Below are 22872 nucleotides of genomic sequence, written 5' to 3'. Positions count from 1 at the left end.
CCCTGGCCCCCAACCAGCCCGCAGCAGGGGCCGTTCTGAACACTCAGAACGGCCCCTGCTGCGAGCTTGGCGGATGAAGCGGTTAGCGCGCGATCTTGAAGTTGAACTCGCCGGTGGCCAGCGCGCCCCAGATCCGCAGCCAGATCGGCAGGATCATTTCCGCGCCGCGGGCACTCGTGATGTCGCCGAGGTCGATCACGTCGCGGTGGCCGAAGCCCTTGAGGATGTCGGTCACGGCTGCCTTGGCGTCGGCGTCATTCCCGGAGACGAACACCGAGTGCTCGCCGCCGGCCACGCGCGCCGGGTCCACCATCACTGACGCCGTCATGGTGTTCAGCGTCTTCACCACCTTGGCCTCCGGGAAGGTCCGCTGGATCTGCTCGCCCAGGCTGTCCGTGTTTACCGGGTTCAGCGACGGCGGCATCCCCTGCGAGAAGTCCAGCGGGTTGGAGATGTCCATGATGACCTTGCCGGCCAGGTTTTCGGTGCCAGCGGCGGACAGGGCCGCCAGCGAGCCGCCGCCGTTGGTGGCGTTGACGATCAGCTCGGCGCCGGCCGCGGCGTCGGCAAAGGCGGCGACACCGACTCCGGTGTTCGCGGCGTGCCACTGGGCGAACGGCCCGGTGCCCATCATGTCCGGCTCGGTCCGGGCCAGCGTTGCCTGCGGGTCGCGGGTACCGATCACGACGTCGTGACCCAGACCCGCCAGTGCGCCGGCAATTGTGCGCCCGACCATGCCGGTTCCCAGTACTGCAATCTTCATGGTGTCCTCGTTCTGAAGTCGTGGAGTAGACAGGTTCGTCTACGTGTGGCCTCGACGTTATCAGACAGATCTGTCTACGGCAATAAGCGCAGTCCCGCGACCTCTCGGGCACCAACGACTGACAAAGTTTGAAATCTGTCAGTTGATTGTTGTATCGTCATTCCATGACAACTTCTACTCTCGGCACCACCCGCACCCTGGGCTCCACCGGCCCCAGCACCGCCGCCATCGGCCTCGGCCTGATGGGCATGTCCGATCTTTACGGCCCCGCCGACGACGCCGAGAGCGTCGCCACGATCCAGGCCGCCCTCGACGCCGGCGTAACCCTGCTGGACACCGGGGACTTCTACGGCATGGGCCACAATGAAATGCTGCTGCGCGACGCGATCCGCGGCCGGCGGCGCGAGAACGCCCAGATCAGCGTGAAATTCGGGGTCCTGCGCGATGCCCGGGGCGGATGGAACGGCGTGGACACCCGCCCCGCGGCCATCAAGAACTTCCTGGCCTACACCCTCCGGCGCCTCGGCACCGACTACGTGGACATCTACCGGCCGGCCCGCCTGGATCCGTCCGTCCCGGTGGAAGAAACGGTGGGAGCGCTGGCCGAGCTCGTGCAGCAGGGCCTGATCCGCCACATCGGCCTCTCGGAGGTCGGCGCCGACACGCTGCGCCGCGCCAACGCCGTCCACCCGGTCTCGGACCTCCAGATCGAGTACTCCCTCCTCTCCCGTGGCATCGAGCAGGACATCCTGCCGGCGGCCCGCGAACTGGGCATCGGCATCACGGCATACGGCGTGCTGTCGCGCGGCCTGGTGTCCGGCCACTGGCCGGCCGCCGGAACTGGGAACCGGCGCGACTTCCGGGCCCACCTGCCCCGCTTCTCCGGCGAGAACCTGCAGCGGAACCTCGAGCTCGTCGAACGGCTCCGCGAGATTGCCGACCGCAAGGGCGCGACCGTCGCCCAGCTCGCCATCGCCTGGGTCCTGTCCCGCGGCGAGGACATCGTCCCCCTCGTCGGCGCCCGCCGCCGCGAACGGCTTGCCGAGTCCCTGGGCGCGATCGACCTGCTCCTCTCCGCCGAGGACCTGGCAGCAACCGAGGCCGCCGTCCCCGCCGACGCGGCCGCGGGCACCCGCTACGACGCCGGCCAGATGGCCATGCTCGACAGCGAACGCCGGTGACCCCTGTGGCCGTCGTCCTGACCGAGGAGCGCATCCTCGACGCCGCCGAGGACGTGCTGCGGCGCTTCGGACCCGCCAAGGCCACGGTGGTGGACGTCGCGAAGTCCCTGGGCGTCAGCCACGGCAGCGTCTATCGGCACTTCCCCACAAAGGTGGCGCTGCGGGACGCGGTGGCCCGGCGCTGGCTGGACCGCCTCGCGAAGCCGCTGGATCCTGCCCGCGATACGGACGGCCCGGCCGCGGAACGCCTGCTCCGCTGGCTCGAACGCCTCGCGGCCATCAAGCAGGGCATGGCACTGAACGATCCCGAGCTGTTTGCCACGTTCGGCCAGCTGACCGCCGAGGCGCGGGAAGTGGTGGCGGCCCACGTTGACCACCTGGCCGCAGCGCTCACGGAGATCATCGCCGACGGCGTCAGCAGCGGCGAATTCGCCGCCCCGGATCCGGTGCCGGCCGGCCGCGCCGTCCTGCACGCCACGGCGCGGTTCCACCACCCGCTGCACGCCGCGGAATGGGCGGACCCGGCCATCGGGTCCGAGTTGCGGGAGGTCTGGCGGCTGCTCGCGCGGGGCCTGGCCGCCCGCCCGTAGCCGCCTGATCAGCCGGGGGCGGGCCGGAGGTACGTCATTGACGGGGTACCAAGCGAATGACAAAGCGGCATAGACAGACTTGTCTGTGTAGGATTGAGCCATGACCTCGCCAGCAGCCACCGCCGCCCCGGCTGCCCGCACGCCCGCCGGGCACGCCCGGGAGAAGATCCTGGCCACTGCCTTCCGGCTCTTCTACGCGCAGGGCTTCCGGGCGGCCGGCATCGACACCATCATCGCGGAGTCCGGCGTCGCGAAAGCCACGTTCTACAAGTACTTTCCGGCCAAGGACGACCTCATCCTGGCCTACCTGGAGAAGGTGGACGGCGTCTGGACCGGGCAGCTGCACGCCGCCGCCGAGGCAGCCGGCGAGGACCCGGCCGCGCAGCTCGTGGGTCTGTTCGATGCCCTGACAGCCGCCTGCCGGCGCGACGGCTACCGCGGCTGCGCCTTCATCAACGCGGCCGCCGAGTCGGCCGCCGGCACCCGCGTCCACGACCGGACCGTGGCCCACAAGCGGCAGATCCGCGCCTGGATCCGGGACCTGGCCGCACGCGCCGGCGCCCGGGACCCGGACCAGCTCGCCCGCAGCCTGACCCTGCTGCTCGACGGCGGCCTGGCCAGCGGGGTGCTCGACGGCGACCCGGACGCGGCCGCCGCAGCCGGAACTACCGCGGCCCAACTCGTGGCGGCCAGCCTCAAAACACCGCCCGCCCCCAACTGATCCCCTGGAGGTGCCCATGACCACGCCTGAACCCGGCACTGGTTCGAAGCCCACACCCGATACAGCGCAGAACCCGCAGCTGGCCCGCTGGCAGCGCTTCCGGAACAGCCGCAACACGGCCCTCGCCAGCGAGCACGGCTGGCTCACGCTGACCTCCTTCCAGTGGCTCGAAGGCGAGCCGGCCGCCGTCGAGCTCGCCCCCGGCCTCTGGTCCACGGACGGCACCGCGGCGGTCCTCACCGCCGTCGCGTCCGACGGTCTGACCCTCGTGGAAACCGGCGAACCCGTGGACGGGACCATCAGCGCCGTGCTCGCCGACGAGGAATCACTGATGTGGGTCCAGTACGGCGGCGACGACGGCCGCCAGGTGGTGGTGGAGCTCGCCATGCGGGCGGACAAGTACGCCATCCGCACACGCGACTCCCAGTCGCCGGTGTTCACGGAGTTCGACGGCGTGCCCACCTTCGACTTCCGCCCGGACTTGGTCATCGAGGCCCGGTTCATGCCCTATCCCGAGCCCGTGGATGTCCCGATCGGCACGGCCAACCCGCTCGTGGACGGGGTCCACCGCTCGGTCGGCGAGCTGGTCTTCCGGCTGCCCGGCACGGACCACGAGTTCCACCTGCAGGCCGAGGAGGAGCAGCTCGGCGCCCTGACGGTGACGTTCCACGACGAGACCAACGGGGAAAGTACGGATGAGTGGCGGAAGGTCTCCACGGCAAGGCCGCGGCCAGATGGCTCCGTCATCCTGGACTTCAACCGGGCCATCAACTACCCCAGCGCCTTCACCCCGTACGGCACCTGCCCCATGCCGGTGCGGAACAACAGCCTCGATGCGAAGATCGAGGCCGGCGAGAAGGAACCCGGCCTCTTCTAAGCGGTCTTCATAAACGGACTTCTAGACGATCGCGGACACCCCGGTGACGGCGCGTCCCGTGATCAGGGTGTTGATCTCGAACGAGCCCTCGTAGGTGTAGATCGCCTCGGCGTCAGAGAAGATCTTGGCCATCCGGTAGTCGGTGACGATCCCGTTGCCGCCCAGCAGGGACCGGCCCATCGCCACGGTTTCGCGCATCCGGGCGCTGACGTAGGACTTTGCGAGGGCCACCTGCGGCATGTCCGCGGCGCCGGCGTCCTGCAGCTGGGCGATCCGGACCATCATGCCCATGCTGGCCACGGCGTTGCCGAGCATGGTCACCAGCTGCTGCTGGACCAGCTGGAACTTGGCCAGCGGGCGGCCGAACTGCTGGCGTTCGACGGCGTACTGCCGGGCGACGTCGAACGCCGCGAGCTGCTGCCCCACGCTCTGCCAGGCCACCATGATCCGGGAACCGCGCAGGAGCTCGTTGGTGTCCTCGAAGCTGCTGATCCCGGCGAAGCGGTCCGCTTCGGCCACCCGGACGTCGGTGAAGACGATGTCAGCGTTCTGCACCGTGCGCAGGGCAATCTTGTTCTCGATCCGGCTCCGGCTCACGCCCGGCAAGGTGGCGTCCACGATGAAGCCGCGGATGCCGCCGTCGGCCTCGTCCCGGGCCCAGACCAGCATGTAGTCGCAGAACGTCCCGTTGCCGATCCAGCGCTTGGCGCCGTTGAGCACCCAGGCGTCGCCGCCGGCCGCGCCGCCTGGGACCCGCCGGGCCCGGGTTTCCATCCCGCCGGCAACGTCCGAGCCGTGGTCCGGTTCGGTGAGGGCAAAGGCGCCGGTGGTGCGCAGGTTTGCCGCGTCCTCGAGCAGGCGCGCCTTTTGCTCCTCGGAGCCAAAGCCGTAGAGCGATTCCACGAAGAGGTCATGGTGGACCAGGAAGAATGTGGCGAGCGAGGTGTCCACTCGGGTCATCTCGGCGATGACGATCCCGGCGAACAGGTTGCTGTAGCCGCGCTGGGCCGGGGCGCTGAGCTCCAGGGCGGCCAGCTTGGGCAGGATGTGAGCCGGGAATTCGGCCTTGTTCCACCAGTCCGTGGCGAAAGGGGCGACCTCGGCGGCCAGGAACTCGCGCAGCTGCGCCAGTTTGGCCCGCTCCGCCGTGCTGAGCAGGGCCTCGTAATCGAAGAAGTCCGCCGTGGGCAGCCCCGCCGCAGGCGGTGTAGACACTGTCGGTGCGGCCGGCCCTGTCGCGGTCATTTCGGGCCCATCCGGATGGCACCGTCGAGGCGGATCGTCTCGCCGTTGAGCATGGCGTTCTCCACAATGTGCGCGGCGAGGTTCGCGTATTCGGCCGGCCGCCCCAGCCGCGAGGGGTGCGGCACCTGCTGGCCCAGGGAGTCCTGCGCCTCCTGCGGCAGGCCGGCCATCATGGGGGTCTCGAAAATGCCCGGCGCGATGGTGACCACCCGGATCAGCGAGCGCGCGAGTTCGCGGGCAATCGGCAACGTCATGGCGGCGACGGCCCCCTTGGAGGCGGCGTAGGCGGGCTGGCCGATCTGGCCGTCGAACGCGGCAACGGAGGCGGTGTTGATGATGACGCCGCGTTCGGGGCCGCCGAGGTCCGTGGCGGCGGGCTCGCTGGCTGCCATGGCAGCCGCGGCGAGGCGGATCACGTTGAAGGTGCCCACCAGGTTGATCTGGATGACGCGGTTGAAGGCCTCCAGCGGGAGCACGCCGTCGCGGCCCAGGACCTTGCCGGGGGTCGCGATCCCGGCGCAGTTGACCACGATGCGCAGCGCGCCGAGGGCGGCAGCGGCGTCGACGGCGGCCTGTACCTGCGCCTCGTCCGTGACGTCGGCAGGGACAAAGACGGCGCTGCGCCCGTCCCCGGCGGCAGCGCCGGCAGCGGCTGATGCGGTCAGTTCGGCGGCAAAGGCATCCCCGGCGGAACCCGGCAGGTCCACGAGCACCACCGACGCGCCGGCGTCGAACAGGCGCCTGGCCGTGGCCGCTCCGAGACCGGAGGCCCCGCCCGTGATCAGCGCGACAGTACCCTTGATGTCCATCCATCCTCCTTGATGTGGAACCGAACCCCGGCCGCGAAGCCTCGACGCGGGCGGTGCCTGCAGAGGCGGCCCGCGGGGAACATTAGTTAGTGAATGTTAACTGGAATGCGGCCAATGCGCACCTTTGGGCCGCACCCGCCGGAGGCGCGGTCACGGTCGCGGTCCGGACGGGCTCCCGCGATTAGGCTGGAGCCATGACCCGAGCCGACGCCTCCGCCCCCAACTGGTCCTTCCGCGCGGACGAGGCCGCCCGCTCGGTGACCAGGCTCTTCGGGCAGCGGCTCTTCTTCCTGCCCGGCACCCACATCGCCGCGATCCTCCGGCCCTCGGGCCGGCTGGAGAACCTCTCCCGGCCCTGGCACTACTGGTGGCAGGCACACTACCTGGACTGCCTCGTGGACGCCGGCCGCCGGGAACTGGGATCCCCCGGGAATCCGGGGGCCAAGTTCGACGGCGAGAACCGGCCCAGCGCCGGCCGGCTCGCCTCCCGGCTCGTCACGGGCATCCGGCTGCGCAATTTCCTCACGGTGGTCAACAACTACTACGACGACATGGCCTGGCTGGCCCTTGCCACACTCCGGCTGGACAAGCTCGCCGAGGATACCCGCAAGCACACCGGCCGGGGGCGCAACGCCAAGGTCCTGCAGAGCCTGACCCTGCAGTTCGACTCCGCCTCCACGGACGACCTGGGCGGCGGCACGTTTTGGAGCACGAAGCGCGACTTCAAGAACACACCCGCAACCGCACCCGTGGCCCTCTACTACGCGCGGACCGGCAACCGGGCCAAGGCGCAGTCCCTGCTGGACTGGCTGGACGCCAGGCTTTACGAGCCCGAACAGGGCCTCTACCGCGACGGCCTGCGGATTTCCGGGACGGGCGACGCGGTGCTGGAAGAGACGATCTACACCTATAACCAGGGACCTGTCCTCGGCGCCCTGCTCGAACTCGGGGGCGAGTCGAACCTCGGGCGCGCGGCCGCATTGGTCGATGCCGTGGCGCGCAACCTGACGCAGCCGGCACCGCTGCTGGGCCGCACCGCCGCGGTGCTGCGCTGCGAGGGAACCGGCGACGGCGGACTCTTCACCGGGATCCTCGTCCGCTACCTGGCCCTCGCCGCCGTCGACGAACGCCTCCCGGCCGAAACCCGGGCCACGGCGGCGGCACTCGTGAACGATACGGCCGAGGCCCTCTGGGAAGGCCGCCGGATCCTCCCCGCGCACGACCGCCTCGCCCGCCCCGGCAGCCATCTGGTCTTCTCCGACCGCACCGACGCGCCGGCACGCCGCAGCTACCCGGAAGGCGCCGCCGTCGAACTCTCCACGCAGCTCCAGGCCTGGATGGTGCTGGAGGCGGCCGCATCGATCGTCCCTGCGCTCGCCCCGTAACCTGGCGACAATTACGTCACGCAACAGTATCGTAATTCATGTGATCCTCATCACTTAAACCAGCCTCAGGTTGGTCGCTTAGGTTTGGCTAACCTACAGTCTTTCTTAGTGAGCATGCCCTAACTTCCCCGCTCACGGGGGGCAGGGCACTACGACGACTTCCTTGAAGAAAGTAGCCCCATGAAGATCCGCACCAACGCGCTGGCGGGCATCGCCCTGGCCGCCACTGCCGCCCTGGGCCTGGCCGCCTGCGGCTCCGGTTCCTCCGCCCCGGCCGGCAGCAGCGCAGCCGGCAACGGCTCCTCCGCCGGCGAGATCACGGTCTATAACGCCCAGCACGAATCCCTGACCAAAGAGTGGATCGACGCCTTCACCGCCGAAACCGGCATCAAGGTGACGGTGCGCCAGGGCGACGACACCGAGATGTCCAACCAGATCGTCCAGGAAGGCCAGGCCTCACCGGCGGACGTCTTCCTCACCGAGAACTCCCCCGCCATGGCCCAGGTGGAAAACGCCGGCCTCTTCGCGGATGTGGACAAGGCCACCGTGGACCAGGTCCCCGCCGAATTCCGCCCCTCCACCAACAAGTGGACCGGCATCGCGGCCCGTTCCACCGTGCTGGTCTACGACAAGAACAAGATCAGCGACGACAAGCTGCCCAAGTCCATGCTGGACCTGGCCAACCCCGAGTGGAAGGGCAAGTGGGCCGCCTCGCCGTCCGGCGCCGACTTCCAGGCGATCGTCTCGGCCCTGCTGGAACTCAAGGGCGAAGCCGCCACTGAGGCATGGCTCAAGGGCATGAAGGAAAACTCCAAGCCGTACAAGGGCAACAGCACGGCCATGAAGGCCGTCAACGCCGGCGAAGTCGACGCCGCCCTGATCTACCACTACTACTACTACGGCGACCAGGCCAAGACCGGCGAGAACTCCAACAACGTCACGCCGTTCTACTTCAAGAACCAGGACCCGGGCGCCTTCGTCTCCATCTCTGGCGGCGGCGTGCTGAAGTCCTCGAAGAACGCCGCAGCGGCCCAGTCCTTCCTGAAGTTCATCACCGGCAAGAAGGGCCAGGAAGTGCTCCAGAAGGGCACCTCCTTCGAATACGCCGTCGGCTCGGACGTCCCGTCCAACGACAAGCTGGTTCCGCTCAAGGAGTTGCAGGCCCCCACCGTGGATCCCGCCAAACTCAATTCCGCCAAGGTCACCGAACTGATGACCCAGGCAGGACTGCTGTAGCAGCAGTGACTAACAAGCTGGCGGTCCCCGATCCCTCTGCGGATTTGACGACTGACACGACGACGGCGGGCAGGGGCAAACGCCCCCGCCCGCCTTTCGGCGTCTCTGTGGTGTCCATCATCGCGGTCCTGATCGCCCTGTTTTCCCTGGTGCCCCTGGCCTACGTGGTCTTCATGACAGCCTCCACCGGCTGGGACACCGCCATGGCCCTGATCATCCGCCCGCGCGTGGGAGAACTCCTGCTGAACACGGTGCTGCTGACCGTGGTGACCGTGCCGCTGTGCCTGGTCCTGGGCGTCGGCGGCGCGTGGCTCGTCGAACGCACCAGCCTTGTGGGCCGGAAGTGGTGGGCCGTGCTGCTCGCCGCCCCGCTGGCCATCCCCGCGTTCGTCAACAGCTACGCGTGGGTTTCCGCCGTGCCGTCCCTCGGCGGGCTGTGGTCCGGGGTCCTGATCGCCACCCTGTCCTATTTCCCCCTCGTGTACATCCCGGCCGCCGCGACGCTCAGCCGCCTGGATCCGGCGATCGAACAGTCCGCCGCCTCCCTCGGCCTCGGCGCCTGGCGCGCGTTCTTCCGCGTGGTGCTCCCGCAGCTGCGCATCGCCATGACCGGCGGCGGACTGCTGGTCGCCCTGCACCTGCTGGCCGAATACGGGGCCTTCGCGATGATCCGCTTCGACACCTTCACTACCGCGATCATGGTGCAGTACCAGTCCACGTTCAACGGCACCGCCGGGAACATGCTGGCCAGTGTCCTGGTGTTCCTCTGCCTCATCCTGCTGCTCGTGGAGGTCCGCAGCCGCGGCAGCGCCCGGTACGCGAGGATCGGCTCCGGGGCCCAGGCGCGCGCCTTGCGCCTGCCCTTGCACGCCTACCAGCTCCCCGCCCAGCTGTCCCTGATCGCCCTCACCGGGCTGGCTTTCGGGCTGCCGCTGACGTTTGTGCTGCGCTGGATCGTCGCCGGCGGCCCGGAAATCTGGGCTGCCGAAGAATTCATGCCGGCCCTCCTGCAGACCTTGGCCTACGGCCTCGCGGCGGCCGTCGCCACCACCGTGGTCGCGTTCCCCATGGCTTATTTGGCCGTGCGGCGTCCCGGCTGGTTCAGCAAGTCCCTGGAGCTGTCCAACTACATCACCAGCTCCATGCCCGGGATCGTGGTGGGCCTGGCCTTCGTGACCGTGAGCATCCGGATGGTTCCCAGCATGTACCAGACCTCAGCGCTGCTCATCGCGGCCTACGTGCTGCTGTTCCTCCCCCGGGCCCTCGTGAACATCCGCTCGGGGCTGTCCCAGGCACCGAAGGAACTCGACGAGGCCGCCCAGGTGCTCGGCAAGCCGCCGCTGCTGGCCTTCCTGCGCGTGACGCTGCGCCTCACGGCCCCCGCCGCGGCAGGCGGCGCGGCCCTGGTGTTCCTGGGGATTGTCAACGAGCTCACCGCCACCCTCCTGCTCTCGCCCAACGGGACCCGCACCCTCGCCACGGAGTTCTGGAGCAAGAGCAGCGAGATCGACTACGCTGGCGCCGCCCCCTATGCGCTGCTGATGATCCTGATCTCGGCACCCATGACCTATCTCCTCTTCCAGCAGTCCAAGAAAGTAGCCGGACAGTGACCGATATCTACCCGTCGCGTGAGGCCCCCTCCCGTCTCCCCGAGCCGCGGGTCGCGGCTTCCGTGGCCACCAGCACCAACAGCCACCTGGAAATCGACGCGGTCACCAAAAACTTTGGGCCCCAGGCCGTCCTCAAGGGCGTCAACCTCTCCGTCGCCAAGGGCGGGACGACGGCGATCGTGGGACCCTCCGGCTCCGGCAAGACCACGCTCCTGCGCCTGATTGCCGGCTTCGAACACCCGGACACCGGCAGCATCTCGCTCAACGGGATCAAGGTGGCCGGGGAGAACGCCTGGGTCCCGGCCCACAAGCGGCACGTCGGCTACGTCGCCCAGGACGGCGCCTTGTTCCCGCATCTGACGGTCGGGCAGAACATCTCCTTCGGACTGGACGCCGCGCAGCTCCCTGGCGGGCGCCGCGGGGTCAAGGCTCGGGTGGGCGAGTTGCTGGAAATGGTTTCCCTGGACCCGGCGATGGCCAAGCGCCGCCCGCACCAGCTCTCCGGCGGCCAGCAGCAGCGGGTCGCCCTGGCCCGGGCGCTGGCCCGCAAGCCCGCGCTCATGCTGCTGGACGAGCCCTTCTCCGCCCTGGACGCGGGCCTGCGCGTGGCCACCCGCCGCGCCGTGGCCCAGGTCCTGAAGGACGCCGGCGTCACCACGATCCTCGTCACGCATGACCAGGCCGAGGCGCTGTCCTTCGCCGACCAGGTGGCCGTGATGCGCGGCGGCAAGCTGGCCCAGATCGGCAACCCGTTCGTCGTCTACACGCGCCCGGCGGACCGTGCCACCGCCGAGTTCCTGGGCGACGCCGTGATCCTGGATGCATGGATGGAAGGTTCCCTGGCCACGTGTTCGCTCGGCGGGATCCCCGTGCGCCGCCCGCCGGCCCAGGGCCGGGTCCAGCTGATGCTGCGGCCTGAGCAGATCCGCATTTCCGAGGACGGCCCCATCCGCGGCACGGTGGTGGACACGGACTACTTCGGCCCCGAGACCACGGTGCGGCTCCAACTCCCCGTCCCGCCGGTCCTCGCCGCCGGCGCCATCCCGGACCACCGCTACCCCGGCGGCGGGGAAATCATCACCATCCGGCACTGGAACGCCTCGATCGCCCGCCCCGGCACGGAGCTGCGGCTTCGCGTGGTGGGCGAGGCCGTCGCGTTTCCGATGGATGAGCAGCAGTCCCAATAGTCCGCTGCTTTAGGGAGTCGTGGTCGTACAGGTCAACGAGCCTGGCATCGTCATCGCTCACAGCTAGGCCCAACCCACGAGCGACATACATCCGGAGCTTGCGTCCGATAGTCGATCCGCCTGCACATTACGTGCGCGGCGCCGCCCTCGGCGGTCCCCGCCTCCGGCAATAGACGTGCATGGAAGAATCGCAGCATGAATGCGGAGCAGCGGAGGCGTGCGGAGGACACCCTGAGAATCGTGGGCGCCATCGTGAAGGCGATGGATCGGCGGGAGGAAGTCTTCCACGTGGTCGAGGATTCAGAGGACCCAGACGAAGCGATCCGTCGTCTGATGGAACTCTTGGAGCTGGACGAAATGTCCTGCCGGGCAATCCTGGACACGCAAGTCAGCAGGTTCACTCGCGAACAGCGCCGGGCTTTGGCTGCTCAAGCGGAAGACATCAGATCGAGCCTGTCGTCTGGCGGGGAGCCATAGAGCGTTGTTATGCAGGGTTGTCTCACAACCCTAGGGATACGAGGCGTCTCGTCGCCCCGGCGGACATGGCGGCCCGTGCCGTGCGAGGGGCGGGGCTGAGGCCCCGCGGGAATAAGAACCGCCGCCACCATGTTCGTTTCCGGTGTGAAGAACATCGGATTCCTGTCCTTCGGCCATTGGACCGACCACCCGGATTCCGGCACGCGCACCGCGTCGGACGCGCTGTTGCAGGCGATCGACCTCGCGGTCGCGGCCGAGGAGCTGGGTGCGGACGGCGCCTACTTCCGAGTCCACCATTTCGCGCAGCAATACGCCTCACCGTTCCCGCTGCTCGCTGCGATCGGGGCCCGTACAAGCCGCATCGAGATCGGCACCGGCGTGATCGACATGCGCTACGAGAACCCGCTCTACATGGCGGAGGACGCCGGCGCGGCCGACCTGATCTCGGGCGGCCGGCTGCAGCTGGGCATCAGCAGGGGTTCCCCCGAGCAGGTCATCGACGGGTGGCGTTACTTCGGCTTCGCCCCCGCCGAGGGCGAGTCGGACGCCGACATGGGCCGCAGGCACACCGAACGTCTGCTCGAGGTGCTCACTGGCAAGGGCTTCGCGGCGCCGAGCCCCCGCCCGATGTTCCCGAACCCTCCGGGCCTGCTGCGCGTGGAGCCGCACGCGGAGGGCCTGCGCGAGCGCATCTGGTGGGGGTCCGGCTCGAACGCCACGGCCATCTGGGCGGCGAAGCTCGGCATGAACCTGCAGAGCTCCACGCTTAAGGATGATGAGAGCGGCAAGCCCTTCCACGTCCAGCAGGCCGAGCAGATCGAGCACTACCGGCAGGCCTGGAAGGAGGCGGGGCACGAGCGGGAGCCGCGCGTCTCGGTCAGCCGCAGCATCTTCGCGCTGACGGACGAGCGCGACTGGCAATACTTCGCCCGCGACCGCCACAGCTCCGACCAGGTGGGCAACATCGACGAGAAAACGCGCGCGATCTTTGGCCGCTCCTACGCCGGTGCCCCGGACGAGCTGGCCGCGAAGCTGGCCGAGGACGAGGCGATCGCCGCGGCAGACACCCTGCTGCTCACCGTCCCGAACCAGCTCGGTGTCGACTACAACGCCCACGTCATCGAGTCGATCCTGAAGTATGTGGCGCCGCAGCTGGGCTGGCGCTGACCCCTCGCGACAGATTCCCCGGGCACTGCGGTCGCGGTTAATTTCGGCCGCCCGGCAGCAGGCGGACCTTCTGGCCGCCGGCGGCCGACGCCATGACCTCTTAGGCGGTCGGCAGCGGGCTGTGGCGCATTGAGACCGCCCAGTGCCCGGCATAGGGTAGGCGGATGACTGTTCAGCCAGGCCTGCACCGCCAACACTGCTCCGTTGCCGCCCCCACCCAGCTGTGGCTCGATCCTGACGGCCGCCTGGCCGGCGAGGTCAAACCGCCCGGCGCCGGCGACCCTGCTGAGCCGGCCGGGTTCACCGGGCTGCTCCACGGCGACACCCGGATGCTCTGCCGGGCGCTCGTCCGCGTCAACGGCCTGGAACCCGAACCAGCGGCCGTCGAGACCGAGCCCGGCGGCGTCCTGCGCGTCCGGGGACTGGTCCGGGGCATCCCGGGACCCACGGAGGATCCCGCCGTCGAGCTCCTCCAGACCTGGACTGTGACACCGGGTCTGGTGCGGCACACCCTGCAGCTGCGCACCTCCCTGGATTCCCTCGACGTCGAAGTCGACGTCGAGCTCGCCGCCGACTTCACCGACATGGCCCAGATCCGGCTCAGCCGCTTCCGTGACGTGTCCGGGCCGGTCTCCGCCGATGGGTCCACGCTGCGCTGGCAGGAGGGCGGCAAGACCCTGGCGGTCGCGGCCGCCGGCGCCGTCACCCCGCAAGGCCACCTCGCCTGGCGCGGAACCCTAGGCCGGGGCCGGCCGTTCGAGGCCGAATGGCAGGCCGTCCTGACCGACCATGACGACGCCGTGGTGGCTGCCCGCCCGCCCGCGGCCCGGCCCCCGCGGACCGGGCCGGTGGGGGCCCTGGGCCAGCTTCTGGATAACTCCCTCGATGACGTGGCCGGGCTCCGGCTGGCGACCCGCCAGCTGCCGGACGCCCCGTTCATCGCCGCCGGGGCGCCGTGGTACTTCACGCTGTTCGGGCGGGATTCGCTGTGGGCGGCGCGGCTGCTGCTGCCCTTGGACAGCGGCCCGGACAACGGGCTGGCGGCGGGCACCCTGCGCGCGCTGGCGGCTTTCCAGGGCACCCGGACGGACGCGGCGGCCGCCGAGGAACCCGGCAAGATCCTGCACGAGCTGCGGTCCAAGGAACTGGTGCTGGAGAGCCAGAACCTGCGCCTGCCGCCGGTGTACTTCGGGGCCGTGGATTCGACCCCGCTGTGGCTTTGCCTGCTCGGGGAACTCTGGCGCACCGGCCGGGACGAGGACGCCATCCGTGCGCTGCTGCCGAACGCGGCACGCGCCGCGGAATGGCTGCTCGCCGCCGGCGCCACCGGAACGGACGGCGCAGCGAACGGTTCAGCGGACGGCGCAGCCGGCAACGGCGGGTTCCTCAGCTACCGTGACTCCACGGGCCACGGCCTGAGCAACCAGGGCTGGAAGGATTCCCGCGACGCCATGCAGTTCCGCGACGGCCGGCAGGCCGAGGGGCCGATCGCCCTGTCCGAGGTGCAGGCCTACGCGTACCAGGCAGCCATGGAGACGGCCGAACTGTTCGACGCGTTCGGGGAACCGGGCGCTCAGGCGCTGCGCGACTTCGCCGCGGCCCTCCGGCTCCGGTTCCGGGAGCGCTTCTGGGTTGAGGACGACGGCGGGCCGTTCCCCGCCATGGCCCTGGACGGGCACGGGGTCCCCTTGGACATCCCGGGCTCGAACATGGGACACCTGCTGGGTACGGGCATCCTGGACGAGGCCGAAGCCCGGATCGTCGCGGACCGGCTGGTGAGCCCCGAGCTGTTCTCCGGCTACGGCGTGCACACGATTTCGCGGCGGGCCGCAGGGTTTTGGCCCTTCAGCTACCACTGCGGCTCGGTCTGGAGCCACGACACCGCCATCGCGATCCGCGGCCTCCTGGCCGACGGTTTCATCGCCGAGGCACGCACCCTCGCCGACGGCCTTCTCGTGGCGGCGGCCTCCTTCGGGCACCGGTTGCCGGAGGTCTTCGCCGGGGTGCGGGCCGAAGACTCGGGCGTCGCGGTACCGTATCCGGCGTCCTGCCACCCGCAGGCGTGGTCTTCAGCTTCGGCGGTGGTGATCGCCCAGGCGATGGGCGTCGGGCTCTGACGCTCCCGCTGCCGCTGCGGGTTCCCCGGACGGGGCCGCGGCGGCGCGCAGCCCGTCGGCCAGGATGACGGCGCCGGTTACGGCGAGCGCCAGGCCCATGGAGGCGAGCACGTCGGTCAACCAGTGGTACCCCAGGTACAGGCAGCTGAAGGCGACCACCAGTGTCCCGGCAGTCGCTGCCGCGAGGCCGGGCACCGACGTCGACCGTTTGCCCGTCCGCGTGCCGCGGGCCGCCAGCAGCAGGTAACTGAGGACGCACAGGAAGACGCCGGCCCCGAAAGTATGGCCGGAGGGAAAGGACAGGGCGTCGTCCGGTCCCAGCATGAAGCCGCTGGCGGCGGGCCGGCTCCGGCCGACGTCGTGCTTGACCAGCGTGGACACCGCGAAGGTCGCCGCCATGGCGCCGACCAGCAGGGCGGGCCGCCAGACTTCACGCTTGAAGACCGCCCAGGCCAGTGCCACGGCGCAGCCGATCACCGTCATCCACAGCGGCGACGTCACCGTGGTGACGGCCGCCAGGACGGCGGTGGCCAGGGGGTCCCGGGACGCCACGAGCCCGTCGTGCACTGGCGCGTCCAGGTCGGCCACGCCGCTGTTCGACTGCACGGCGGCGAGCACGGTCCAGAAGATCGCCTCCCCGGCGATCAGCATGCCCGCAGCCACGAAGAAAAGTTGCCGCTGGGATGGAAGCGGCAGGCGGGCAGGGGGTCGCGGAGCACGCTGGGCAAGGAGCATCGCCTCATTCTGCCACCGGCAGCTACCTGCAGCCCGGAGGGCCGCTGGGAATTCTCTGGGATGCGCGCCGGGGCGGCCGCTACGGCTCTCTGCTACGGTTTTCCGGGCCGCCTGGTCTGCGGGTACGGCGTTTCGAACCGGGCCAGCATCTCCACGAACCCGGCGATCTTCCGCTCCCGGGTCGAGGCCTGCTTGACCGAGTTGGTGCGGTAGATCAGGGCAAACCGGTTCACGGACGTCAGGACCTCGAACATCGCCTGCGCCCGCGGGTCCGCCGCGATGGCGGCGGCGAGGTCATCCGGGACCTCCGCCGTCGCCGCGCCCGAATAGGCGGCCTCCCAGCGCCCGTCCGCCTTGGCGGCGGCGACGGCCGCCTGCCCGGCGGGGGCCATCCGCCCCGCCGCCTCCAGGCGGTCAATCCGTTCCACGTTCCGGGCCGACCACACGCTCTTAGGTCCCCGCCGGGTCATCCGCTGGAAGGAGCTTTCCTCGTCCCGGCGCCGCCCCTGCCCGTCGATCCAGCCGAAACACAGCGCCTCCTGCAGCGCGGCCTCGTAGTCCAGCTCCGTCACCGATCCGCCCTTCTTGTGCAGCACGAGCCACACGCCGGGACTCTGCGCGTGGTGCTGCTCCAGCCAGGCGCGCCACTCGGCGGCGTCCTTCACCAGCAGTTCCTCCAGTTCAACAGCCATGGGCCCATTGTGCCCTGCTGGGCTGACCGGAGGGGTGCTTTGGTGGCACCATGTCAGGAGGAGCCAAAAACCGTCCCTCGCAAGGAGATCCCATGCTGCGCGTCCGCCCGATCCACTACACCTCCCGCATGGACCAGTGGGAGGGCCTGCTGTCCGCCCTCGGCATGGTACGGACGGTCGACGACGGCGACTGGCAGGAGTTCGACGCCGGCTCGGGCCGCCTCGCGCTGCACCGGGTAGCGGCGGTCGCCGCCGGGCCGGATGCCGGAGACGGAGCTGTTCAGGACGGCACTGCCCTCGATGGAAAGACGGACTTCGGCGTCGAGGTCGGGGACCTGGCGGAGTTCGCGCGCCGCACCAACGCCGGCGCTGGGGAGGACGGGACCGCCCCGGCCGAGCTGGTCAGCGCCCGCCACGGCGATACCTGCCGCATCACGGGCGCGGACGGGTTCGCTTTCTTCGCGGACAAGGCCGCCCACGGCGCGCAGTGCGCGGACGCGGACCCTGCCCTCGCCGTCGTCGAAGTCTGGTTCACGCCCGACGCGGCCGCCGCCGCGCAAACCCTGCGGAACATGGGCGCCCGGCTGCGGCCGGCCCCGGACGATGACGAAACGGCGGATTTCACGGCGAAGAACGGCGGCGTGCTGATGGTCCGGCCCGCCAGCGGCGCCGCCCGGACCGGCCTGGGGTTTGAATACACCGGCGACCTCGCCGGCCTGCGGGACCGCCTGGCGGCCGCCGGCCACCGGGTCAGCCTGACGGAGGAGGCCTTCGGGCGGACCCTGCACGTGGCCAACCCGGACGCGGCCGACCTGCCGGAGAACCCCCACGGGGCGATGCTCTGGATCTCGCAGAAGCCGGAAGGCGCCTGAGGCTATGGCATCCAGATCATTGCCGTTAGAGTGGCGCTTTGAGGGACAGGATGCTGCTGATCATGTGCGGGACAACAGAGGTTCCCGCGCCGTGCTCGTCTAAGAGCTGGAGACCGACTGACGGAAGGCTGGCGCCATGCGGAAACTGATCTACGGCATGAACCTGACCCTGGACGGCTACATCGCCGCGGCCGGCGACGACATCGGCTGGAGCGGGCCGAGCGACGAACTGTTCCAGTGGTGGCTCGAGCAGGAGCGGGCTAGCAGCCTGTCGCTGTACGGCCGGAAGCTCTGGGAGACCATGAGTTCCTACTGGCCGACCGGCGACCAGCAGCCCAACGCCACCCCGGCGGAGATCGAGTTCGCGCGGAACTGGCGGGACACGCCGAAGGTGGTGTTCTCCTCGACGATCGACAAGGTCGACTGGAACACCCGCCTGGTCACCGGCGACGCGATCGCCGAGATCACGCGGCTCAAGGCCGGGGACGGCGGACCGATGAGCATCGGCGGCGCAACGCTCGCCGGGGCGGCCATGCGGGCCAGGCTGATCGACGAATACGTGCTAGCCACCCATCCGGTCCTGGTGGGCCGCGGCACTCCGTTCTTCACCTCGCTGGACAGCTGGGTCAACCTGAACCTGGTGGAGACGCGGACGTTTCCCGGCGGCGTGGTCCTGACCCGGTACGAGACCCGGCGCTGAGAGCGATTCCTCCGCACGGTCGGGGCACCACCAGCCACCCCACGGCGGTGGCCAGCAGATAGTCCGGCACTGTCGTGAACGAACTGGTCGATCCGGGCGAGAAGACCTACGTGATGCAGGCCTACAGCCAGATCGTGAACTCAAAGTTGACGATCGACGATCTGCCCAACCTGGCCTACAGCCTGAAGCTGCCAAGCGGGTGGAAGTACCAGACCCTAGTTCTGGCGCAGAATCTGACCACCAAGACCGACCCAGACGGAATCGCTCACGTGATCCAGGATGACCTGCAGAACAGCTACCAGGTGATACAGACGGGCTGACCCCGCGATGGCGGCCAGTGGATGTTGGACCACGCTGAAGCCGCCACGGCCGCGGTCATGCCCCTGCGATCAGGCTGTTTCCTACGGGGGCTTCCACTCCCGCTTTCCGGTTACTCCACAGCTGGCGGGAGGGCGCGGGCGCACTGGGCCGTGCCGCTCCTTCGAACGGGATGAGGCGGCCGGGACCCCGTCCCTGCAAGGTCAACGGGGTGATACCTGATTTGACCAGTACGTTCTAGCGGTCCCGGGCGGAGGGCGGGTGGCCGCACAGCGGAGGGATGCTGCAGATGTCCACGACGAACAAGCGACCAGTGCCCGGGCCCACGAGCAGCGCTTCAAGTAGATCGTTCGTTGGGGATGAGCCGGATATCCAGAAGCGGCTGCCATGCTTGTCCCATGGATGACCAGGTTGGTGCCGGGCAGCCGCAACCTCGGCCGTCTGCCTATCGGACCGGGCGGATGGAAGCATTCAGCGACGGCGTGTTCGCCATCGCGATAACGCTCCTCATTTTAGAGATCTCGGTCCCTGCCGGCTCCCACGAGAACCTGGTCGGCGCGCTGGTTGACCTGTGGCCGTCGTACTTAGCCTATTTGGTCAGCTTCTCGACGATTGGGGCGGTCTGGTTTGCCCACACGGTTATCACCGAATACCTCGACCATGCCGACTCGGTGTTCGTGCGGCTGAACCTGTTGCTGCTCCTGGTGGTGTCGTTCCTGCCGTTTCCGACGAAGTTGCTCGCCGAATTCATCCATGAAGCCGGGCCCGAGCGGATCGCGGCGACCGTCTACGGCATCAATCTGCTCCTGTCGATGATCATGATTTCGGTGACCTGGCGATATGCGGTCCGCGCGCATCTCGTGCGCCCGGATCTGGCTGATGAGGATGTGAAGACCCTCACCAAACGGCTCACGCCCACGCTGGGCGTGTACGTCGCAATGATCCTGATTGGGCTGGTCCAGCCAGTCGTCGCCGTGTTCGGCTACCTGGCACTCGCCCTGTTTATCCTCCTGCCGTTCAGCGCCATCCGGCGCCGGTCCCGTTCCGTTTGACCGGCGGGTCTGCAGATTTGGGGGCTTCGCATTCAAGATTCCTGCCGATGCGCTACGGTGCCACGGCGGGCTGGGCATCGGTTCATCCCATGGGGGTGATGTCGTCCTCCGCTTTCGCGGGTTACGTTGATGTCGAGTCGCAGCGACCGGTCCTGGTCGCGCCACTCGGCACACAATCCCCGCAACCAGATGGAGACATGGCCATGGCCGAAGAAGAAACCCCGATCCTGGACGCCCTCGCCGACATCACCGCGGTATCGGTTGAACGCTCGACCCTTGACCCTCGCGAGTTGATGCTGGCCCGGATCGCTGCCCTCGCCGCCGTCGACGCCCCGGCCGCGTCCTACTTTTTCAATGCCAGCACCGCGATGGATGTCGGCATCACCAGTGAGGACGTCCAAGGCATCCTGATCGCTGTTGCCCCCATCGTCGGCACCCCCCGAATCGTGGCGGCAACCGGCAACCTCGCCAGCGCGCTGGGCTTCGCCCTCGAATTGACCGAGGCTATGGCCGAGGCGGAAGCAGAGTCCGAGGGCTAAACCAGGCCGGACCGCGGCGCGGTGGCGCACGGGCTCGTGGACCTGAACAGGCGGCATAGCGCCTTCGCCACAGGGGTCACCGAAGTTGCGTTGGCCGATCAGGACGAAGCGGCTTCGATGATCTTCTCGTCGCCCTTGTTCACGGCCTTGACCGCTGCGTCGTCGTCACCACTGTCGATGGCTTTGCTGACCTTCTTGGCGCCCTTGCCGACCGCCTTGTCGACGCGGTCCAGGTAGAGGTCCTCGACGACGGCAACCATAGCCGAGGAGCCCGGCGGCAGCCACCCGTCCGCGTTGACGCCGGGGATGCCCCGGCTAGGTTGGCTCGGTGAGCAACTTTCTGATCTCGGTGAGCTTGGCTTCGGACTCTTCCAGGCGCAGGCGGAGTACTTCGACCGTCGCGCTGGTGTCGGCCGCGTCGACGGGCGGTGCGGGTTCCTTCTTGTGGGGAGCCAGGAAGAAGTTGGCCAGGTAACCGGTGAAGGTGCCGAAGATGCCGACACCGACGACGATGATGCCTGCCCCGATGCCACGTCCGGCGCCGGTCACCGGATATTGGTCACCGTATCCAACTGTCGATATCGTGACGATCGTGTACCAGATGGCGTCCGAGGCGGTCGTGATGTTGGCCCCCGGGGCGTACTGCTCGACACCGAGCATGACGAGGCTTCCGAATTCCAGCACGAGAATTCCCATGAGCAGCAGGACGTACAGGGAGCTGCCGGCCCGGTCCTTGCTCAGCGCGCGGCCGATTGTGCGGATGCCGATATCGCGGAGCAGGCGGTAGACCCGGATCAGCCGGAAGATGCGCAGGAACTTGAGTTGCGCAAAGGGCATGCTGGCCAGCAGGTCGGCCCAGCCGAAGTGCTTGAAGAAATAGGTGCCGGCCGAGGGCGCGGTGAGGATCCGGTAGAGGAAGTCGGCGAGGAAGATCACGCTGAAAATGGCGTTCATCACCTCGAGCACGGTGTCGAGCGACTGCTCCTGGGCGGCATACACGAGCACGAGATTGACGATCGACAGGAGCGAAAGGATACCGATGAAGATCTCGTATCCGATACTCTTCAGTTCATTGCGTTCCTTGGTCATGTGTGGATTCTGGCATATCAGCAGCTAAGTGGCCGGACACTTTTTCACCCCGGTCTGACCGGACTGCAGCCCCCGGTTCACTCAAATGAACCCGCAGGGAAGGGGTGCCTTCTGGTTGAATCCGTGTATTCACCGTTAATTATGAGACACATCGGAGCAACCCATGACCGGCGTCCGAGGCGATGACCTCTACGAACACCGCCAAAGAGCCAACCGAATCCGCGGAAGTACAGCCGGGTCCGCGGTCAGTCCTCCAGCGCCCCGTTGCAGAGCCGGTTCACTACCTCGGTGAGCATCGTCAGGCCGGCCACGATGTCCTCGTCCGTGGTGTATTCGTGCTCGTTGTGGGAGATCCCGTCCACGCTGGGCACAAACAGCATCACCGTCGGGACGAGGTCCTTCATATTGGTCGAATCGTGCCCGGCCAGGGTCATGACCTGCTTGTTCGCCAGGCCCAGGTCCGCCGCCACCTTGGCCGCGAGTTCCACGCCCTCGGGCTGGTAGGGGGTCACGGGCCAGGTGTGGGCGTGGTTGCGCTCCACCGTGACGTTCGCCAGCCGTTCGATCCCGGCGATCCGCTCGTCCAGCAGGGCGTCGGCCTCGGCAAGGACAGCTTCGTCGGCGCTGCGCAGGTCCAGCAGCAGGCTCACCCGGGACGGCACCACCACGGGCGAGTTGGGGTAGACGTTCAGTTGCCCCACGGAGGTGTGCAGCACACCGGGGAAGGTGTCGGCGAGTTCCCGGGCGGCGACCACCATCATGGACGCCCCCAGCAGTGCGTCCTTCCGGTCGGCAATCACGGTGGAGCCGGTGTGGGCCTGCTCGCCGTGGACCACGAACTCGTACTTGTTGGCCGCCCAGTTGGAGTTCACCAGGCCGATGGTGATGCCTTCGCGTTCCATGCTCCGGCCCTGTTCAATGTGGATTTCGGCGCAGTACGCGGCTTCGGGGCCCTCGTAGCTGCCCCGGCAGCCGACAGCGTCCAGGGCCTCGCGGACCGTGACTCCGGCCGCGTCCGTGGTGGCCAGCGCGGTTTCGAGTTCGAGCTTTCCGGTGTAGACGGAGGAGCCCATCATGGACGGCTTGAACCGCGAGCCCTCCTCGTTGAACCAGTTGACCACCGCGATGTTGAACCGGGGCTGCCCGGCGTCTCCGGCCGCGGCCCACTGCTCCACGAGCCGGAACGCCGCGTGGGCTGCCGCGAGCACGCCGTACGCGCCGTCGTAGCGTCCCGCCGTCGGCTGGGAATCCATGTGGGAACCCACCACGACGAACGGGGCACCCGGCACGGCCTCGTACAGGCCCCACTGGTTGCCGGCCCGGTCGAACCGGACGGTGAAGCCGTTGGCCTCCAGCAGGCCGGTGAGCCATTGCCGCTGCTGGCCGTCCGGCACGCTGGCGGCCTGGCGTTCCACGCCGCCGTTCTCGGTGGCGCCGAATTCGCTCATGATGTGGAAGTCCCGCACGAACGCGGCGTCGCGGGTGCTGAAAGAGGGCTGAGTGGTCACGG

Annotated in this window: 24 protein-coding genes; 16 read left to right on the top strand and 8 right to left on the bottom strand. The window is 68.7% G+C overall.

The window, feature by feature from the left end; genetic code table 11:
• Positions 1-82: 82 nt before the first annotated feature.
• Positions 83-763 (bottom strand): NADPH-dependent F420 reductase, encoded by a 681-nt coding sequence (locus AC1DXI_RS14050; protein ID WP_476939154.1) that lies wholly within the window; start codon positions 761-763, stop codon positions 83-85.
• A 164-nt stretch (positions 764-927) separates the two neighbouring features.
• Here AC1DXI_RS14050 and AC1DXI_RS14045 point away from each other — a divergent pair, with 164 nt between their 5' ends.
• The 4 genes from AC1DXI_RS14045 to AC1DXI_RS14030 all read left to right on the top strand — a co-directional run bounded on the left by AC1DXI_RS14045 (position 928) and on the right by AC1DXI_RS14030 (position 4132).
• Complete coding sequence (locus AC1DXI_RS14045; protein WP_476939153.1) at positions 928-1944, top strand: aldo/keto reductase; 1017 nt, start codon at positions 928-930, stop codon at positions 1942-1944.
• Positions 1941-2534 carry a TetR/AcrR family transcriptional regulator gene (locus AC1DXI_RS14040; protein WP_476939152.1) on the top strand — a complete coding sequence of 198 codons (594 nt, stop codon included), beginning with the start codon at positions 1941-1943 and terminating at the stop codon, positions 2532-2534. Before AC1DXI_RS14045 ends, AC1DXI_RS14040 begins: the two co-directional genes overlap by 4 nt.
• A 100-nt stretch (positions 2535-2634) precedes the next feature.
• Complete coding sequence (locus AC1DXI_RS14035; RefSeq protein WP_476939151.1) at positions 2635-3255, top strand: TetR/AcrR family transcriptional regulator; 621 nt, start codon at positions 2635-2637, stop codon at positions 3253-3255.
• A gap of 16 nt (positions 3256-3271) precedes the next feature.
• A complete protein-coding gene (locus AC1DXI_RS14030) occupies positions 3272-4132 on the top strand; it encodes a DUF1684 domain-containing protein (protein WP_476939150.1) in 861 nt (286 codons plus the stop codon).
• Positions 4133-4153: 21 nt separating this feature from the next.
• Here the strand turns inward: AC1DXI_RS14030 and AC1DXI_RS14025 are convergent, their stop codons facing one another.
• Both AC1DXI_RS14025 and AC1DXI_RS14020 read right to left on the bottom strand, forming a co-directional pair.
• The gene (locus AC1DXI_RS14025) at positions 4154-5347 is read right to left on the bottom strand and encodes an acyl-CoA dehydrogenase family protein (protein WP_476939149.1); all 1194 of its coding nucleotides are present in this window, start codon (positions 5345-5347) and stop codon (positions 4154-4156) included.
• Between the two features lie 26 nt (positions 5348-5373).
• Entirely contained in the window at positions 5374-6186 is an 813-nt protein-coding gene (locus AC1DXI_RS14020; RefSeq protein WP_476939148.1) for an SDR family NAD(P)-dependent oxidoreductase, read from the bottom strand.
• A 194-nt stretch (positions 6187-6380) separates the two neighbouring features.
• Between AC1DXI_RS14020 and AC1DXI_RS14015 the strand changes: the two genes are divergently transcribed.
• The 7 genes from AC1DXI_RS14015 (at position 6381) to AC1DXI_RS13985 (ending at position 15365) form a co-directional block, all read left to right on the top strand.
• A complete protein-coding gene (locus AC1DXI_RS14015) occupies positions 6381-7571 on the top strand; it encodes a glycoside hydrolase family 76 protein (protein ID WP_476939147.1) in 1191 nt (396 codons plus the stop codon).
• Between the two features lie 180 nt (positions 7572-7751).
• Positions 7752-8807, top strand: coding sequence for an iron ABC transporter substrate-binding protein (locus AC1DXI_RS14010; RefSeq protein ID WP_026539258.1), 1056 nt, complete (start codon positions 7752-7754; stop codon positions 8805-8807).
• A gap of 110 nt (positions 8808-8917) precedes the next feature.
• Positions 8918-10417: an ABC transporter permease gene (locus AC1DXI_RS14005; RefSeq protein WP_026539259.1), complete on the top strand. Its 1500-nt coding sequence runs from the start codon at positions 8918-8920 to the stop codon at positions 10415-10417.
• Positions 10414-11604: an ABC transporter ATP-binding protein gene (locus AC1DXI_RS14000; protein ID WP_476939146.1), complete on the top strand. Its 1191-nt coding sequence runs from the start codon at positions 10414-10416 to the stop codon at positions 11602-11604. The genes AC1DXI_RS14005 and AC1DXI_RS14000 overlap by 4 nt, the downstream gene beginning before the upstream one ends.
• Positions 11605-11799: 195 nt before the next feature.
• On the top strand, positions 11800-12081 hold the full coding sequence (locus AC1DXI_RS13995) for a DNA gyrase subunit A (RefSeq protein ID WP_476939145.1): 282 nt from the start codon (positions 11800-11802) through the stop codon (positions 12079-12081).
• Between the two features lie 129 nt (positions 12082-12210).
• Complete coding sequence (locus tag AC1DXI_RS13990) at positions 12211-13248, top strand: LLM class flavin-dependent oxidoreductase (protein WP_476939144.1); 1038 nt, start codon at positions 12211-12213, stop codon at positions 13246-13248.
• Between the two features lie 164 nt (positions 13249-13412).
• Positions 13413-15365: a glycogen debranching N-terminal domain-containing protein gene (locus AC1DXI_RS13985; protein WP_476939143.1), complete on the top strand. Its 1953-nt coding sequence runs from the start codon at positions 13413-13415 to the stop codon at positions 15363-15365.
• Here AC1DXI_RS13985 and AC1DXI_RS13980 read toward each other — a convergent pair.
• Together AC1DXI_RS13980 and AC1DXI_RS13975 are read right to left on the bottom strand one after the other, a co-directional pair.
• Positions 15318-16028 (bottom strand): phosphatase PAP2 family protein, encoded by a 711-nt coding sequence (locus AC1DXI_RS13980; protein ID WP_476939142.1) that lies wholly within the window; start codon positions 16026-16028, stop codon positions 15318-15320. The genes AC1DXI_RS13985 and AC1DXI_RS13980 overlap by 48 nt on opposite strands.
• 164 nt (positions 16029-16192) lie before the next feature.
• Positions 16193-16792 carry a YdeI/OmpD-associated family protein gene (locus AC1DXI_RS13975; protein WP_476939141.1) on the bottom strand — a complete coding sequence of 200 codons (600 nt, stop codon included), beginning with the start codon at positions 16790-16792 and terminating at the stop codon, positions 16193-16195.
• Positions 16793-16884: 92 nt separating this feature from the next.
• On the opposite strand from AC1DXI_RS13975, the gene AC1DXI_RS13970 reads away from it, so the two are divergent.
• The 5 genes from AC1DXI_RS13970 to AC1DXI_RS13950 all read left to right on the top strand — a co-directional run bounded on the left by AC1DXI_RS13970 (position 16885) and on the right by AC1DXI_RS13950 (position 20273).
• Positions 16885-17664 carry a VOC family protein gene (locus tag AC1DXI_RS13970; RefSeq protein WP_476939140.1) on the top strand — a complete coding sequence of 260 codons (780 nt, stop codon included), beginning with the start codon at positions 16885-16887 and terminating at the stop codon, positions 17662-17664.
• A gap of 136 nt (positions 17665-17800) precedes the next feature.
• Positions 17801-18364, top strand: coding sequence for a dihydrofolate reductase family protein (locus AC1DXI_RS13965; protein ID WP_476939139.1), 564 nt, complete (start codon positions 17801-17803; stop codon positions 18362-18364).
• 74 nt (positions 18365-18438) lie between these two features.
• Positions 18439-18684, top strand: a complete 246-nt coding sequence (locus AC1DXI_RS13960; RefSeq protein ID WP_476939138.1) for a hypothetical protein — start codon at positions 18439-18441, stop codon at positions 18682-18684.
• Positions 18685-19080: 396 nt separating this feature from the next.
• The gene (locus tag AC1DXI_RS13955; protein ID WP_476939137.1) at positions 19081-19734 is read left to right on the top strand and encodes a TMEM175 family protein; all 654 of its coding nucleotides are present in this window, start codon (positions 19081-19083) and stop codon (positions 19732-19734) included.
• 203 nt (positions 19735-19937) lie between these two features.
• A complete protein-coding gene (locus AC1DXI_RS13950) occupies positions 19938-20273 on the top strand; it encodes a carboxymuconolactone decarboxylase family protein (RefSeq protein ID WP_476939136.1) in 336 nt (111 codons plus the stop codon).
• A 98-nt stretch (positions 20274-20371) separates the two neighbouring features.
• On the opposite strand, the gene AC1DXI_RS13945 is transcribed toward AC1DXI_RS13950, so the two are convergent.
• The 3 genes from AC1DXI_RS13945 to AC1DXI_RS13935 all read right to left on the bottom strand — a co-directional run bounded on the left by AC1DXI_RS13945 (position 20372) and on the right by AC1DXI_RS13935 (position 22870).
• A complete protein-coding gene (locus AC1DXI_RS13945; protein WP_476939135.1) occupies positions 20372-20533 on the bottom strand; it encodes a hypothetical protein in 162 nt (53 codons plus the stop codon).
• 55 nt (positions 20534-20588) lie between these two features.
• The gene (locus AC1DXI_RS13940; protein WP_476939134.1) at positions 20589-21362 is read right to left on the bottom strand and encodes an ion transporter; all 774 of its coding nucleotides are present in this window, start codon (positions 21360-21362) and stop codon (positions 20589-20591) included.
• 245 nt (positions 21363-21607) lie between these two features.
• Positions 21608-22870, bottom strand: coding sequence for a M20 family metallo-hydrolase (locus AC1DXI_RS13935; RefSeq protein ID WP_476939133.1), 1263 nt, complete (start codon positions 22868-22870; stop codon positions 21608-21610).
• Positions 22871-22872: the final 2 nt, after the last annotated feature.

The organism is Arthrobacter sp. P1_H7 (genome assembly GCF_056405215.1).
Note: the sequence above shows the minus strand (reverse complement) of the source record. Positions and strands in the feature narration are given on the sequence as shown.

What these genes read in the sequence shown, in the direction of transcription:
- AC1DXI_RS14050 (WP_476939154.1), bottom strand. Translation starts at nt 763, where the DNA reads ATGAAGATTGCAGTACTGGGAACCGGCATGGTCGGGCGCACAATTGCC.
- AC1DXI_RS14045 (WP_476939153.1), top strand. Translation starts at nt 928, where the DNA reads ATGACAACTTCTACTCTCGGCACCACCCGCACCCTGGGCTCCACCGGC.
- AC1DXI_RS14035 (WP_476939151.1), top strand. Translation starts at nt 2,635, where the DNA reads ATGACCTCGCCAGCAGCCACCGCCGCCCCGGCTGCCCGCACGCCCGCC.
- AC1DXI_RS14030 (WP_476939150.1), top strand. Translation starts at nt 3,272, where the DNA reads ATGACCACGCCTGAACCCGGCACTGGTTCGAAGCCCACACCCGATACA.
- AC1DXI_RS14020 (WP_476939148.1), bottom strand. Translation starts at nt 6,186, where the DNA reads ATGGACATCAAGGGTACTGTCGCGCTGATCACGGGCGGGGCCTCCGGT.
- AC1DXI_RS14015 (WP_476939147.1), top strand. Translation starts at nt 6,381, where the DNA reads ATGACCCGAGCCGACGCCTCCGCCCCCAACTGGTCCTTCCGCGCGGAC.
- AC1DXI_RS14010 (WP_026539258.1), top strand. Translation starts at nt 7,752, where the DNA reads ATGAAGATCCGCACCAACGCGCTGGCGGGCATCGCCCTGGCCGCCACT.
- AC1DXI_RS13995 (WP_476939145.1), top strand. Translation starts at nt 11,800, where the DNA reads ATGAATGCGGAGCAGCGGAGGCGTGCGGAGGACACCCTGAGAATCGTG.
- AC1DXI_RS13990 (WP_476939144.1), top strand. Translation starts at nt 12,211, where the DNA reads ATGTTCGTTTCCGGTGTGAAGAACATCGGATTCCTGTCCTTCGGCCAT.
- AC1DXI_RS13985 (WP_476939143.1), top strand. Translation starts at nt 13,413, where the DNA reads ATGACTGTTCAGCCAGGCCTGCACCGCCAACACTGCTCCGTTGCCGCC.
- AC1DXI_RS13975 (WP_476939141.1), bottom strand. Translation starts at nt 16,792, where the DNA reads ATGGCTGTTGAACTGGAGGAACTGCTGGTGAAGGACGCCGCCGAGTGG.
- AC1DXI_RS13970 (WP_476939140.1), top strand. Translation starts at nt 16,885, where the DNA reads ATGCTGCGCGTCCGCCCGATCCACTACACCTCCCGCATGGACCAGTGG.
- AC1DXI_RS13965 (WP_476939139.1), top strand. Translation starts at nt 17,801, where the DNA reads ATGCGGAAACTGATCTACGGCATGAACCTGACCCTGGACGGCTACATC.
- AC1DXI_RS13955 (WP_476939137.1), top strand. Translation starts at nt 19,081, where the DNA reads ATGGATGACCAGGTTGGTGCCGGGCAGCCGCAACCTCGGCCGTCTGCC.
- AC1DXI_RS13950 (WP_476939136.1), top strand. Translation starts at nt 19,938, where the DNA reads ATGGCCGAAGAAGAAACCCCGATCCTGGACGCCCTCGCCGACATCACC.
- AC1DXI_RS13945 (WP_476939135.1), bottom strand. Translation starts at nt 20,533, where the DNA reads ATGGTTGCCGTCGTCGAGGACCTCTACCTGGACCGCGTCGACAAGGCG.
- AC1DXI_RS13940 (WP_476939134.1), bottom strand. Translation starts at nt 21,362, where the DNA reads ATGACCAAGGAACGCAATGAACTGAAGAGTATCGGATACGAGATCTTC.